The 12,919-nt window shown below is 70.0% G+C and carries 15 protein-coding genes and 1 pseudogene; 8 read left to right on the forward strand and 8 right to left on the reverse strand.

What is annotated here, in order from left to right:
* Positions 1-192, reverse strand: a pseudogene (locus G6024_RS00520) (fatty acid--CoA ligase); the annotation flags it as partial.
* A 91-nt stretch (positions 193-283) separates the two neighbouring features.
* The gene (locus tag G6024_RS00525; RefSeq protein ID WP_061227410.1) at positions 284-1,138 is read right to left on the reverse strand and encodes a mycofactocin-coupled SDR family oxidoreductase; all 855 of its coding nucleotides are present in this window, start codon (positions 1,136-1,138) and stop codon (positions 284-286) included.
* A gap of 78 nt (positions 1,139-1,216) precedes the next feature.
* On the opposite strand from G6024_RS00525, the gene G6024_RS00530 reads away from it, so the two are divergent.
* Together G6024_RS00530 and G6024_RS00535 are read left to right on the forward strand one after the other, a co-directional pair.
* Positions 1,217-2,464, forward strand: a complete 1,248-nt coding sequence (locus G6024_RS00530) for an acyl-CoA dehydrogenase family protein (protein WP_119191878.1) — start codon at positions 1,217-1,219, stop codon at positions 2,462-2,464.
* Positions 2,461-3,267 (forward strand): SDR family oxidoreductase, encoded by an 807-nt coding sequence (locus G6024_RS00535; protein ID WP_159147575.1) that lies wholly within the window; start codon positions 2,461-2,463, stop codon positions 3,265-3,267. The genes G6024_RS00530 and G6024_RS00535 overlap by 4 nt, the downstream gene beginning before the upstream one ends.
* A 12-nt stretch (positions 3,268-3,279) precedes the next feature.
* On the opposite strand, the gene G6024_RS00540 is transcribed toward G6024_RS00535, so the two are convergent.
* Positions 3,280-4,110 (reverse strand): hypothetical protein, encoded by an 831-nt coding sequence (locus tag G6024_RS00540; protein ID WP_159147576.1) that lies wholly within the window; start codon positions 4,108-4,110, stop codon positions 3,280-3,282.
* Positions 4,111-4,261: 151 nt separating this feature from the next.
* Between G6024_RS00540 and G6024_RS00545 the strand changes: the two genes are divergently transcribed.
* The 4 genes from G6024_RS00545 (at position 4,262) to G6024_RS00560 (ending at position 6,521) form a co-directional block, all read left to right on the forward strand.
* Positions 4,262-4,441 (forward strand): hypothetical protein, encoded by a 180-nt coding sequence (locus G6024_RS00545; RefSeq protein WP_067711812.1) that lies wholly within the window; start codon positions 4,262-4,264, stop codon positions 4,439-4,441.
* Positions 4,442-4,462: 21 nt separating this feature from the next.
* The gene (locus G6024_RS00550; protein ID WP_156523482.1) at positions 4,463-4,633 is read left to right on the forward strand and encodes a hypothetical protein; all 171 of its coding nucleotides are present in this window, start codon (positions 4,463-4,465) and stop codon (positions 4,631-4,633) included.
* 109 nt (positions 4,634-4,742) lie between these two features.
* Entirely contained in the window at positions 4,743-5,324 is a 582-nt protein-coding gene (locus tag G6024_RS00555) for a TetR/AcrR family transcriptional regulator (protein ID WP_096906038.1), read from the forward strand.
* Positions 5,325-5,351: 27 nt separating this feature from the next.
* Complete coding sequence (locus G6024_RS00560; protein ID WP_096906037.1) at positions 5,352-6,521, forward strand: acetyl-CoA C-acetyltransferase; 1,170 nt, start codon at positions 5,352-5,354, stop codon at positions 6,519-6,521.
* 87 nt (positions 6,522-6,608) lie between these two features.
* Here G6024_RS00560 and G6024_RS00565 read toward each other — a convergent pair whose 3' ends face one another.
* The 5 genes from G6024_RS00565 to G6024_RS00585 form a co-directional block, all read right to left on the reverse strand.
* Complete coding sequence (locus tag G6024_RS00565) at positions 6,609-7,271, reverse strand: hypothetical protein (protein WP_119191881.1); 663 nt, start codon at positions 7,269-7,271, stop codon at positions 6,609-6,611.
* A 155-nt stretch (positions 7,272-7,426) separates the two neighbouring features.
* Positions 7,427-8,551, reverse strand: a complete 1,125-nt coding sequence (locus G6024_RS00570; RefSeq protein ID WP_119191882.1) for an NAD(P)H-dependent flavin oxidoreductase — start codon at positions 8,549-8,551, stop codon at positions 7,427-7,429.
* A complete protein-coding gene (locus G6024_RS00575) occupies positions 8,548-9,327 on the reverse strand; it encodes a CoA-transferase (protein WP_119191883.1) in 780 nt (259 codons plus the stop codon). Before G6024_RS00575 ends, G6024_RS00570 begins: the two co-directional genes overlap by 4 nt.
* On the reverse strand, positions 9,327-10,262 hold the full coding sequence (locus G6024_RS00580) for a CoA transferase subunit A (RefSeq protein ID WP_119191884.1): 936 nt from the start codon (positions 10,260-10,262) through the stop codon (positions 9,327-9,329). The genes G6024_RS00575 and G6024_RS00580 overlap by 1 nt, the downstream gene beginning before the upstream one ends.
* Positions 10,259-11,044 (reverse strand): enoyl-CoA hydratase family protein, encoded by a 786-nt coding sequence (locus G6024_RS00585; RefSeq protein WP_119191885.1) that lies wholly within the window; start codon positions 11,042-11,044, stop codon positions 10,259-10,261. The genes G6024_RS00580 and G6024_RS00585 overlap by 4 nt, the downstream gene beginning before the upstream one ends.
* Before the next feature lie 83 nt (positions 11,045-11,127).
* On the opposite strand from G6024_RS00585, the gene G6024_RS00590 reads away from it, so the two are divergent.
* Positions 11,128-11,919, forward strand: coding sequence for an SDR family oxidoreductase (locus G6024_RS00590; protein ID WP_119191886.1), 792 nt, complete (start codon positions 11,128-11,130; stop codon positions 11,917-11,919).
* Positions 11,920-12,009: 90 nt separating this feature from the next.
* A partial coding sequence (locus tag G6024_RS00595; RefSeq protein WP_182640281.1) for an SDR family oxidoreductase occupies positions 12,010-12,919 on the forward strand: 910 nt, incomplete at its 3' end.

The raw sequence follows: 12,919 nt of genomic DNA on the forward strand, positions 1-12,919 counted from the left end.
CGAGACGAGGCCGGCGGCGAACCGGCGGACCTCGTCGTGCAGGTGCGCCCACGTCCAGCGGGTGTCCTGGCCGGGCTGCACGTCGACGATCGCCTCGCGCTCCGGCCACGACCGGGCCGCGCGACGCAGTGCGGCGGGGGTGGTCTCGACTGGGGCGCCCTGGGCGGGAGCGGTGTCGTCGGTCGGGTTCATCGCGGACTCCTCGGTGGGGCTGCGGACTGCGGGTGATGCGGGCGCAACTCTACCAAGCAAGTGCTTGGTCAGGTCTGGTGCGTGCTCTCACCTAGTACTTCAGCGCTCCCCGGTCGACCGTGAGCTGGACGCCGGAGATCGACCGCGAACCGTCGCCGGCGAGGTAGGAGACCACCTCGGAGACCTCCTCGGGCGGCATGAAGTCGGCGAGCGTGCTCGCGCCGTCCACGCGGGCGTTCTTCAGGGGCATCGGCGAGAAGCTGTGGAGGAACGACGGGAAGCGGCCGAAGAGGTCGGCCATGCCCTCGGGGTCGATCATCGGCGTGTCCACCGAGTAGGGGTGGATCGAGTTGACGCGGATGCCGAACTCGCCCACCTCGAGTGCGAGGGCGTTGGTCAACGCCACCAGGCCGGCCTTCGAGGCCGAGTAGTGCCCGTTCCCGGGCGTCGCCTTGAGGCCCGCGGACGAGCTGACGATGATGATCGACCCGCCGTTTCCCGCCTCGATCATCGCCGGCACCGCCGCACGGATCGTCCGCCATGTGCCGCTGAGATTGACGCCGATGACCGTGTCCCAGTCGTCCTCCGGCATCTCCCACAGTCGCCCCCAGCTGAGCACGGCGGCGTTGGCGACCAGGATGTCCAACCGTCCGAAGGTGGAGATCGTGCGGGCGACGAGATCCTGCAGCGCGCCCAGGTCGCGGATGTCGAGGACGGCCGAGATCGCGCGCCGGCCGGTCTCCTCCACGAGGCGGACGGTCTCGGCCAGGTCGTCCGGCGTGGGTGCGGGATAGGTGGCGGACCCGGACACGGGCGCGCAGACGTCGACGACGACGAGGTCGGCGCCCTCCGAGGCGAGGCGGACCGCATGGGCCCGGCCCTGGGCGCGCGCGGCGCCGGTGATGAAGGCGACCTTGCCGGACAGGGGCTGAGAGGGGGAGTTCATGGGCGTCATCCAAACCGATCCCGGCGTGGGCGGAGGGCGGTTCCGGCAAACCAAGCAAGTGCTTGGTAGTGTGGGCGTATGACCGAGAGTTCGGCACCCGAGAAGTGCACGCCCGCGTCGGAGATGACCGACGACGAGTTCGCGGCGGAGTTCCGCACCTGGTTGGATGCCAACCTCGTCGGCGAGTTCGCCGAGATCAAGGGCGTCGGCGGCCCCGGTAGCGAACACGAGTTCTTCCCGCAACGCCTCGCCTGGGAGCGGCACATGGCGGCGGCGGGGTGGACCTGCGTCGGCTGGCCGGTCGAGCACGGCGGGCGCGGTGCGTCGCTGAGCCAGCAGGTGCGGTTCCACGAGGAGTACGCCAAGGCGGACGCCCCGGCGCGGGTGTCCCACCTCGGTGAGACGCTCCTCGGCCCGACCCTGATCGCCCACGGGACCCGGGAGCAGAAGGACCGCTTCCTGCCGCGGATCATCGACGTCACCGAACTGTGGGCTCAGGGGTACTCCGAGCCCGGCGCCGGGTCCGACCTGGCCAACGTCTCGACGACCGCCGAACTCGGGGATGACGGCAGGTGGCACCTCAACGGGCAGAAGGTGTGGACCTCGCTCGCGCACCTCAGTCAGTGGGTGTTCGTGGTGGCCCGCACGGAAGCGGGTACGAGCCGGCACAAGGGACTGAGCTTCCTCCTGGTCCCGCTCGACCAGCCGGGTGTGGAGATCCGCCCGATCCAGCAACTGACAGGGACCTCCGAGTTCAACGAGGTCTTCTTCGACGACGCGGTCACCGACGCCGGCATGATCGTGGGGGAGCGGGGCGACGGCTGGAAGGTGGCCATGACCTTGCTCGAGTTCGAGCGGGGGGTCTCCACCCTGGGCCAGCAGGTCGGCTTCGCCCGCGAACTCGACGAGATCGTCGCGATGGCCCGCGCGAACGGCAGCGCCGAGGTGCCCGCCGTGCGCGAGCGCATCACCCGCGCGTGGATCGGGCTCAAGGTGATCCGTGCCCACGCGCTGCGGACGCTCGCCGATCGCGACTCCTCCGGCGGCAACGCCTCCGCCGCGAAGCTGCTGTGGGCCAACTGGCACCGCGACCTCGGCGAGCTCGCGATGGAGGTGCAGGGGGCACAGTCCCTCACCGGGCCCACCCACACCTCCGAGGGAGCGCCCAACGACCTCCGCGACCCCGAGAACCTCGAGCTCGCGCAGTGGCAGCGGCTCTTCCTGTTCACCCGCTCCGACACCATCTACGGCGGATCGAACGAGATCCAGCGCAACATCATCTCCGAGCGCGTGCTCGGACTACCCCGAGAGGCAAGGCCGTCATGACCGAGCAGAAATCCCCCCTCGCCGTCGTCCCCGAGGAGACCCCCGGACACGGACTGCTCAAGGGAAAGAAGGTCGTGGTGACCGCGGCGGCCGGGACCGGGATCGGCTTCTCGGCGGCCCGACGCGCGGCGCTCGAGGGCGCCGACGTCCTGGTCTCCGACTTCCACGAACGCCGCATGAACGAGGCCCGCGACGCGCTCGCCGCCGAGTTCCCGGACCAGCAGATCGAGTCGCTGACCTGCAACGTCCAGTCGACCGCCGACGTCGACGCACTGATCGCCGGTGCCGCGGAGAAGCTGGGCCGGATCGACGTGCTCATCAACAACGCCGGACTCGGCGGCGAGACCGAACTCGTCGACATGACCGACGAGGACTGGGACCGGGTCCTGGACATCACCCTGAACGGCACCTTCCGCGCGACGCGCGCGGCGTTGCGGTACTTCCGCGACGCGGAGCACAACGGCGTGATCGTCAACAACGCCTCCGTGCTGGGTTGGCGCGCGCAGCGGGCGCAGGCCCACTACGCCGCGGCCAAGGCCGGCGTCATGGCGCTGACCCGCTGCTCCGCCATCGAGGGTGCCGACTACGGGGTGCGGATCAACGCCATCGCCCCGTCCATCGCCCGCCACAAGTTCCTCGAGAAGTCCGCCTCCGCGGAGCTGCTCGACGACCTCGCCGCCAAGGAGGCCTTCGGGCGGGCCGCCGACGTGTGGGAGGTCGCCGCGACCATCGCCATGCTCGCCAGCGACTACACGACCTACCTCACCGGGGAGGTCGTCTCCATCTCCTCGCAGCGCGCCTGACGGGCAGCGGCATCAGGCGGTCCGGACCTTCTCCGCCTGCGCTGTGAAGAGCTCGAGGGCGGTGTCCCGGGCCTCGTCGGAGATCGGCCCGTCGGTGCCGGACGCCGTGACGGAGATGCCGAGCCCGCGGACGACGCCCGTGATCATCACGTTCGACGTCCGGATGGACTGCCCCATCATGGTCATCGAGTTGTCCTGGACCACGGCCGCGAAGTCCTCGACCCCCTCCGGGGCGTCGACCTCCAGCAGCGAGTTCTGCGCCTCGGTGATCATCTCCTCGCCCTGGAGCGGGAACGCGACCGTCATGACCGGGCAGTCCTCGATCTGCTGCGCACGCGCGGCCAGGCCGTCGGTCACCCGGGTCACGGCCACCGCGAACGAGGTGCCCCCGACCTGGCCGGCCTGGATCGCCATGGCGTCCGGCTCCGACTGCGCGCCCAGGCCGTCCTGACTGATGTCCGCGCACTGCTCCGGCTCCACGCGGACATCGGACGTGAACGCGCCGAGCGCGTCCATCCCGCCGGCGATCTCATCCGCGGGGACGGGTTGCAGCCCGACCTCCGGGGCGTCCTCGGCGGTGAGGACGAGTTGCTCGACCTTGCCGGGCGGCGGGGTCGACCCCGGATCGGCGGGCTCCGACGACACTGCGGACTCCGACGACGCTGCCGACCCCGCCGGTTCGGTCGACTCGGCCGCTGCGGTGGTGGTGGCGGTGCCGCCCTCGTCGTCGTTCCCCTCCCCGGTTGCGCACGCGCCCAGCCCCAGCGTCAGGCCGAGCACCGCCGACGCCACGAGGGCACGGGTGCGACAGGGGCGGGAGGTCAGTGCTGTGGTGGTCCGCATGCGCCGGAGTCTAGCGGCGAGGTGGGCGGGGCGGCGGCGCCCGTGCGCCGCGCCAGGTGCCCGCGTGGCAATCCGGGGGACTGCCACGCGGGCAGCCGGGGGCCTCACTAAGCTGAGTGTCGTCAACCCCCTCGACCATCGGAGATGAAGAATGATTGACCTCAGCGGCGTGCTCGGAGGGCTCGCTGACGACCTGTGGGGATCCGTGGACGGCATCGTGCCGGCCGGATCGGCCGGCAACGTCATCGGTGGCGTGCTCAAGCTGCCCGCGGCCCTCCTCTACGGTTCGTCCAACCTGTTCTGGGGCTTCGGCTCCCACGGCCCCGCCTGATCCGACCGAACGGAGAACACCATGCTCAGTGGCTCACTGCACGACCTCCACGAGACGATCGACGGATCGGTCGACGGCCTCGCCCCCTCCCTGCCGGCCGGCTCCCTCGGCGACATCGTCCACGGGGTCCTCAACATTCCCGGAACACTCATCGCGACCCTGGAGTACGTCTTCCTGGGTTTCGGTTCCTGACCCGACCGCGCGACAGTGGCCGAGCCCCCGGGGACCGTTCCGGGGGCTCGGTGGCGCGGGGGAGGACCGAACCTCTACCTAGCAAGTGCTTGGTTGGTACCCTCGGGGTATGACCAGCACGACCAGACGTGAGGAGCTCCTGTCGATCGCGGCAGGGCTCTTCGCCGAACGCGGCCTGCGTGCGACCACCGTCCGCGACATCGCCGACGCCGCGGGCATCCTCTCGGGGAGCCTCTACCACCACTTCTCGTCCAAAGAGGCGATCGTCGACGAGATCCTCCGCGGATTCCTCGACGCACTCTTCGGCGAATACCGTCGGATCGTGGAGGCCGGCCTCGGCCCGCGGGAGACCCTGGAACAGCTGGTCCGCGCCTCGTTCGAGGCCATCCACCGCGACCGCGACGAGGTCGCCATCTACCAGGACGAACTCAAGCACCTGCGCGGCAACCCGCGATTCGACTACCTCCGTGAGCGCAACACCGAGTTCCGCGAGATGTGGACCGACGTGCTCACCCGGGGGATGGAGTCCGGCGACTTCCGCGGTGACCTCGACGTGCGGCTCACCTACCGCTTCCTGCGCGACACGGTGTGGGTCGCCGTGCGGTGGTACCGGCCCGACGACGAGAACGATCACGCGGCCATCGCGGACCAATACCTCAACATCGTGCTCGACGGCCTGGCCGTCGGCTGACCTTCCCACCCCTTCCCGAGGAGACACATGACCAGCGTGACCGGCCGCGAGGCCTACGTTATCGACGCCGTCCGCACGCCCGTCGGCAAGCGCGGCGGCAGCCTGTCCGGACAGCATCCGGCCGACCTGGGCGCGCACGTCATCAAGGCGGTCGTCGAACGCACCGGTATCGACCCGGAGGTCGTCGACGACGTCATCTTCGGCTGCGTCGACACCATCGGCCCCCAGGCCGGCAACATCGCCCGCTCCGCCTGGCTCGCCGCCGGGATGCCCCTGGGCGTCCCGGGCACGACCGTCGACCGACAGTGCGGCTCCAGTCAGCAGGCCATCCACTTCGGCGCACAGGCCATCTGGTCCGGCACCCAGGACGTGATCCTGTTCGGCGGGGTGCAGAACATGAGCGCCCTGCCCATCTCGTCGGCCATGCTCGCCGGGCGCGAGTACGGATTCGACGACCCGTTCACCGGTTCCACCGGCTGGGTCGAGCGCTTCGGCTCCCAGGAGATCTCGCAGTTCAACGGCGCCCAGATGATGGCCGACAAGTGGGACATCTCCCGCCGGGAGATGGAGGAGTGGGCCCTGCAGTCCCACGCCCGCGCCCGCGCCGCGATCGCCGAGGGGCGGTTCGCAGGCGAGTACGTCCCGATGGCCGGCCTCGAGGCCGATGAGACCACCCGGGAGACCACCCTCGAGAAGATGGCCTCGCTGCCCGTGCTGGCCGAGGGCGGCTCACTCACCGCCGCCGTCGCCTCGCAGATCTGTGACGGCGCCTCCGCCGGGCTGCTCGCCTCCGCCGAGGCCGTCGAGAAGTACGGACTGACGCCGCGCGCCCGCATCCACCACCTCACCGTCCGCGGTGACGACCCGGTGATGATGCTCTCCGCGCCCATCCCGGCGACCAAGCACGCCCTGGCCAAGACCGGCCTGACGATCGACGACATCGACGTGGTGGAGATCAACGAGGCCTTCGCCCCCGTCGTCCTGGCGTGGATCAAGGAGACCGGCGCGGACCCGGCGCGCGTCAACCCCAACGGCGGCGGCATCGCGCTGGGCCACCCGCTCGGCGCCACGGGGGCCAAGCTGTTCGCGACCCTGCTGAACGAACTCGAGCGCACCGGCGGCCGATACGGCCTGCAGACCATGTGTGAGGGCGGCGGCACCGCCAACGTCACGATCATCGAGCGCCTGGACGCCTGACGGCGACGAACCCCGACGACCAGACGGGCCCCGCACCAGCCGGTGCGGGGCCCGTCTCATGCGCCGGCGGGCCGACGCGGTGAGGGGTCAGTTGGCGGCGTCGGTCTCGCCCAGCGCGGAGGACAGGACGGCCAGGTCGAGCTCGCCCTCCGCCTCGCCGCCGAGCGCGGACGAGAGGGTGTCGAGGCCGAGGCCGCCACCGGCCTCGCCGTCGGCCTCCCCGAGCATCGCGGACGCAGTGCCGAGCAGGTCACCCTCGCTGCCGGTGGCGACACTGCCCATAACGGCCTCGACCGGATCGCCGACGAGGAGGAACGGGGTGACCCCGGGCGCGTCATCGGACGAGCAGTAGGTGACCAGCGCGTAGACGTTGGAGTCGACGGTGGCGGACACGGTGGCCGAGTCCACGCCGATGTCGCCGAAGGTCCCCAGCAGAACGGCCGGGGAGCCGTTGGCCTTGAGGAGTTCCACTCCGGGGGCCTCACTGATGTTCTGCAGAGTGGCCAGGAGATTCGTGTCGGTGGCGGTCGCGAGCTGACCCGCGAGGGTGGCGGCCGTCGAGGTCGGCGCGAGAAGCGCACCGCAGGCGTCTCCGTCGATGAAGCCCCCGTCCAGCGTAAAGGTCACCGAGACGGTGTTGCCGTCGGTGGCGGTGTCGGTCGTGGTGGCCATGGCGACGCCGGCGCCGGCGACGGTCAGGGCGGTGGCCGCGCCGAGGGCGGCGGCGGTGCGGAGAGCAGTACGGGGCATGAGGGGTTCCTCCGGAGGGGATGGGACGGGCCGCGCCCGCCTGTTATGTGAACCGTCTAAGGATAAGCCAAGAGTTCGCTACACGTGGAGATTATCGAATACGGACGCCCCCACCCGTTGTGAGTACAGGGTGAGGGCGTCCGTGGTGACGGGCTTCAGCGGAGTTCGCGGAGCGCGGACAGTCGTCCGTGCGCCTGCGTCATGATGCGCTGGATCAGCTCGTCGCAGCTGGGCAGGTCGTCGATCATGCCCACGACCTGGCCGGACGCGAGCACGCCGGCCTCGGTATTACCCTCGACCAGCCCGGCCTTGAGCAGCATCGGCGTATTGGCGGCCATGACGATCTGCTGCCACGTGCGGTCGGACGAGCGCTTCATGTTGAGGCCGTCCTTGGCCAGCTGCTGCCACTTCATGCCGGTCATGGCCTTGAACTTGTTGGCGTTCTGCACGGCCGCGACCATGCCCTTGGCCGGATTGCCGGACTCGAGCGCGGTGACCAGGCCCGTGCGCAGCACCCGGTGTGGCATGCCGTCTACGCGTGTAGAGACCACGGTGTCCTGAAGGCCCTTCTCGAGGTACTGCTTCTTCACCGCGTCGGGGACCTGTGAGTCGCTGGTGAGCAGGAAGCGGGTGCCCATCGCGACGCCCGCGGCGCCGTAGGACAGCGCCGCGACCAGGCCACGACCGTCGAAGAACCCACCGCCGGCGACGACCGGGATCGAGGTGTTGCCGGCACCGCCCAGGGCGTCGATGACGCTGGGGAGGAGCAGCGTCGTGGCGACCTGGCCGGTGTGTCCACCGCCCTCACCGCCCTGCACGATCACCGCGTCCGCGCCCCAGGACGCGACCTTGACGGCGTGCTTCGCAGCGCCGATAGAGGGGACGACGACGAGACCGTTCTCCTTCAGGCGTGCGATCAGCTCCGGTTTCGGTGCGAGCGCGAACGACGCGACCTTCACCCCGTGGCGGATCATCAGCTCACACCGCTCGGCGGCGTCCTCGGCATCCGCCCGCAGGTTGACGCCAAAGGGCTTGGAGGTGAGCTTCTTGGTCCGGACGATGGCGTCCTCGAGCTCGGCGTACGTCATGGTGGCCGAGGCGATGATGCCCAGGCCTCCCGCGTTGGCCGTGGCCGCGGTCAGCTCCGGCCCGGACACCCAGCCCATGCCGGTCTGGACGATCGGGTACTCCACGCCGACGAGCCTGGTGAAGTCCGTGGCCAGGGTCGCCGCGCGCGAAGCGCTGCCGGTGCCGGCGGTGTTGTCGTCGTCGCCACTCACTTGGACTCCTCCGCAGGGACCTCACGGTTACGGAAGCCGCGCGGATCGATCACCTCGCGGATGATGCGCAGTTCCTCCGCCGACGGATCGCGGGTGACGCCCGCCTCGGCCAGGCCCGCGACCTCGAAGCCCGTGTTCTCCGCGACCTGCTCGGCCGTGACGCCCGGGTGCAGGGTCACCGCGCACATGGTGCGGCCGGGGCCGGAGAAGTCGAACACGCCCAGGTTGGTGACGATCTTCGGAATGACGTGGAAGCGGAAGGCGGGATCGCCCTCCTCATAGCGGTCGTAGCCGATGCCGCAGACGATGTCGACGGACTCGGTGAACACGCGCGTGGAGTGCTTGCCCACCCAGTAGCTGGTGGCGTGGTTGATCGAGTTGCCGGGGGCGCCGCGCAGGCCGAACATCTGGCGCGTGGGCTTCTGGATGTCCTCGCCGAACGCCGACAGGTTCTGGTTGCCGTACTTGTCGATCTGGTTGGCGCCCATCACCACGTGGCGGGTGCCGGCCTGCAGTACGTCGAAGACGCGGGGGAAGGGGATGTAGCCCTCGAAGTCGATGAGCTTGCCCAGCGGCGGGGTCTGGCCGAGGAAGCGGTACTCGCCGTCCGTGATGAGCAGGTCCGGCTCCGTGGTCAGGCGCGCGAGGCGGGCGCCGATCGTGGCCATCGGGGTCATGGGGGAGGCGAAGATCTCTCCGGCGCCCGCGAAGATCTCGGCGCAGGCGATGACGCAGTACTCGGCGCGGGTGATCTGGTCGGTGCTGTTCTCGCTCATCACTTGGCTCCCTTCTCGGATGCGGCGGCCTTCTCGGCGGCCACACGCTCGGTGAAGGCCGCGACAGCCTTCTGGTAGTCCTCCTCGGACCCGGACAGGAACTCGGCCGTGAAGTCGGCCCAGGCCTGATCGTCCTTCGCGGCGGTCGCGTAGTGCTTCTGGAACGCCTCGTCGCGCCCGTAGCCGCCGGCGAACGTGAAGTGCGCGCCGTTCGGGGCCTCGGACACCGAGTCGACGAACATGCGGCTGAGCAGCATGCGCTGCGGGCCGACCTCGTTCATCAGCGCATCCGCCGAGTCGACGATCTCGTCGGTCTCGAGAAGGACGGTGTCGGCGGCCATGGCGTACAGGTCGTCGAAGTAGCCATCCGCGCCGGTGAACGCGGCGTTGCCGTGCTTGTCGGCCTTGTCCAGGTGGATGAGCGCGGCGTCCATCTTCAGCGCTGGCATCGCCAGGAGGGTCTCAGTCTTGCCCTCGAAGTCGTACGGCGAGTCGACCGTCTTGAGCTCGTCGCCCCAGAAGCGGAACACGTCCGAGCCCAGGCCGGCGCGGGTGGGCAGGAACGGCAGGCGCTGTGCGGCGGCGGTCAGCCCGGCGCGGACCATGCCCTCGTCCATCTCGCGGGAGATGATCGAGCCCTCGGTGCGGCGACGCGCGAACCACGGGTCGTAGAACGGCGCCGAGTCCAGCGTGACGAAACCGTAGTAGGCCTTGGAGACCTTGCCCGCCGAGCACAGCAGGCCCAGGTCCGGGCCGCCGTAGGTGATGACGGTGAGGTCGGTGAGATCCTCACGGCGCAGGATCGCGCGCACCAGGGCCATCGGCTTACGCCGCGAGCCCCAGCCGCCGATCCCGATGGTCATGCCGCTCTCGAGGCGCGAAACCGCCTCGTCCAGGCTCTGGCGCTTGTCGCGCGGGGTGGGAGTGCTGGTCACTTGGTGTCGCCCGCCTTCTCAGATCGCTTATCTAGATTCTTTCCGGTCTTCACGAACTCGTCCCGGTGCTCATCGGCCACGCCGGCCAGGTTGAGCTCGAAGGTGAAGCCCTGCTCCATGCGGTACGAGGACTTCACGTCGACCGGGTCGATGTGGTTGATGGCTTCCTTGGCCGCCCGGATCACCCGGGTGTCCTTGGCGGCGATCGACTCCGCCAGGTCCCGCGCCGCGGCGTCGAGCTGATCGCGGGGGACCACGTCGTACACCGTTCCCCAGTTGTGCAGCTGCTGGGCGGTGACGTTGCGGGAGGTGAAGTACAGCGTCCGCATCATGTGCGGCGGCACCATGCGCGCCAGGTGCGTGGCCGCGCCGAGCGCCCCACGGTCCACCTCGGGCAGGCCGAACACCGCGTCGTCCGAGGCGACGATGCAGTCCGCGTTGCCGACCAGTCCGATGCCGCCGCCCACGCAGAAGCCGTTCACCACGGCGATCACGGGGACCGCGCACTCGTACACGGCGTTGAAGGCCACGTAGCAGCCGCGGTTGGCGGCCAGCAGGTGGTCGAAGCCCTCGAAGTCCTGCATCTCCTTGATGTCCACGCCGGCGTTGAACCCGCGGCCCTCGGCCCGAAGGATCACGACGTGGACCTCGGGGTCCCGGCCGGCGGCGAGGATCTGTTCGCCGAGTTCGAACCAGCCCGCGGACGGGATGGCGTTGACGGGGGGATAGTCGACGGTGACGGTCGCGATACCGTCTGCGCCCTTGTCGACGCTGATGCCCATGGTGCTCCCTTCGCACGCCACCGTCCGCTCGTCTCGGAACGGTCCGGTGACTAACCAAACGCTTGCTTGGTAGGCTAGCACGCATGACGAACATCGATCTTGGTCTGGCGGGCAAGGTAGTCCTCGTTACCGGAGGGGTCCGGGGCGTGGGCGCCGGAATCAGTCGCGTCTTCAGAGATGCCGGCGCCGTCGTCGTCACCTGTGCGCGGCGACCCGCGGACGACGGTTCCGATGTCGCGGACCTCGAGTTCCACTCCGCCGACCTCCGGGACCCGGAGGCGGTGCGCGCGATGGTCGACGAGATCGTCGCCAAGCACGGCCGCCTCGACGTGGTGGTCAACAACGCCGGCGGCGCCCCGTTCGCCCTCGCCGCCGACGCCAGCGCCAACTTCCACTCCAAGATCGTCGCCCTCAACCTGCTGTCCGTACTCACCGTCGCGCAGGAGGCCCACCGGGTCATGTCCGCCGATGGGCCCGACGGCCAGCTCGGCGGCGCGATCGTCAACATCTCCTCCGTCTCCGGCCACCGGCCCTCGCCCGGCACCGCCTCCTACGGCGCCGCGAAGGCCGGCATCGACTCGCTCACCCAGTCGCTGGCCGTCGAGTGGGCCCCCGCGGTGCGCGTCAACTCCGTCGTGGTGGGGCCGGTCAAGACCGAACAGGCCGAAATGCACTACGGCGACGCCGACGGGGTGGCCGCCGTCGACGCCACCATCCCCATGGGGCGCATGGCCGAGCCCGCCGACGTCGGCCGGGCCGCCGCGTTCCTCGCCTCGCCACTGGCCGCCTACATCACCGGCGCCGAGTTACTGGTCCACGGCGGCGGCGAGAAGCCCGCGTTCCTGACGGCCTCCACCGCCGAGAACAAGCACTGAGCCCGACCGGGCATCACACACCTCAACCGACTCTGCGTACCTGCACTGGTCTTGCGCACCTGCACTGTCACCACGATCAAGGAGTAATCAATGGGAATCTGCGACGGACGCGTCGTCATCGTCACCGGCGCCGGCCGCGGCATCGGCCGTGAGCACGCCCTGGCCTTTGCCGCCGAGGGTGCCAAGGTCGTCGTCAACGACCTCGGCGCCGGCATCGACGGCCAGGACGTGGGGGAGCACCCCGCCGAGCAGGTCGTCGCCGAGATCAAGGCCGCCGGCGGTGAGGCCGTGATCAACGGCAACGACATCTCCTCGTGGGACGGCGCGCGCGAGCTCGTCCAGCAGGCCATCGACACCTTCGGCGGCCTCGACGTGCTGGTCAACAACGCGGGCTTCCTGCGCGACAAGATGCTCGTCGGCATGTCCGAGGAGGAGTGGGACAAGGTCACCACCGTGCACCTCAAGGGCCACTACGCACCGCTGCGTCATGCCGCCGAGTACTGGCGCGCCGAGTCCAAGGCCGGCCGCCCGCGCGCCGCTCGCGTCATCAACACCTCCTCGGGCGCCGGACTGTTCGGCTCGGTCGGCCAGGGCAATTACGCCACCGCCAAGGCCGGCATCGCACTGCTGACCATCCAGACCGCGGCCGAGATGAAGGGCTACGGCGTCACCGCCAACGCGATCGCCCCGTCCGCCCGCACCCGCATGACCACCTCCGCAGGTGAGGCCATGGCCGCACAGATGGCCGCGCCCGAGGACGGCTCGTTCGACGTGATGGATCCGGCCAACATCTCGCCGCTCGTCGTGTGGCTCGGCTCCGAGGAGTCCGGCGACGTCTCCGGTCGCGTCTTCGAGGTCGAGGGCGGCAAGGTCACCGTCTGCGACGGCTGGCAGCGCGCCGCGTCGCAGGACAAGGGCGCCAAGTGGGACCCGGCCGAGCTCGGCTCCGTGGTGCCGCGTCTGGTCTCCGAGTCGCCGACGCCGGTGCCGGTCTACGGCG

The organism is Dietzia maris (genome assembly GCF_014144855.1).
Taxonomy (GTDB): Bacteria; Actinomycetota; Actinomycetes; order Mycobacteriales; family Mycobacteriaceae; genus Dietzia; species Dietzia kunjamensis.

Coding starts and splice junctions, on each gene's coding strand:
- G6024_RS00575 (WP_119191883.1), bottom strand. CDS start 9,327: ATGAGCGAGAACAGCACCGACCAGATCACCCGCGCCGAGTACTGCGTC.
- G6024_RS00530 (WP_119191878.1), top strand. CDS start 1,217: ATGACCGAGAGTTCGGCACCCGAGAAGTGCACGCCCGCGTCGGAGATG.
- G6024_RS00585 (WP_119191885.1), bottom strand. CDS start 11,044: ATGGGCATCAGCGTCGACAAGGGCGCAGACGGTATCGCGACCGTCACC.
- G6024_RS00555 (WP_096906038.1), top strand. CDS start 4,743: ATGACCAGCACGACCAGACGTGAGGAGCTCCTGTCGATCGCGGCAGGG.
- G6024_RS00590 (WP_119191886.1), top strand. CDS start 11,128: ATGACGAACATCGATCTTGGTCTGGCGGGCAAGGTAGTCCTCGTTACC.
- G6024_RS00560 (WP_096906037.1), top strand. CDS start 5,352: ATGACCAGCGTGACCGGCCGCGAGGCCTACGTTATCGACGCCGTCCGC.
- G6024_RS00565 (WP_119191881.1), bottom strand. CDS start 7,271: ATGCCCCGTACTGCTCTCCGCACCGCCGCCGCCCTCGGCGCGGCCACC.
- G6024_RS00550 (WP_156523482.1), top strand. CDS start 4,463: ATGCTCAGTGGCTCACTGCACGACCTCCACGAGACGATCGACGGATCG.
- G6024_RS00525 (WP_061227410.1), bottom strand. CDS start 1,138: ATGAACTCCCCCTCTCAGCCCCTGTCCGGCAAGGTCGCCTTCATCACC.
- G6024_RS00540 (WP_159147576.1), bottom strand. CDS start 4,110: ATGCGGACCACCACAGCACTGACCTCCCGCCCCTGTCGCACCCGTGCC.
- G6024_RS00545 (WP_067711812.1), top strand. CDS start 4,262: ATGATTGACCTCAGCGGCGTGCTCGGAGGGCTCGCTGACGACCTGTGG.
- G6024_RS00535 (WP_159147575.1), top strand. CDS start 2,461: ATGACCGAGCAGAAATCCCCCCTCGCCGTCGTCCCCGAGGAGACCCCC.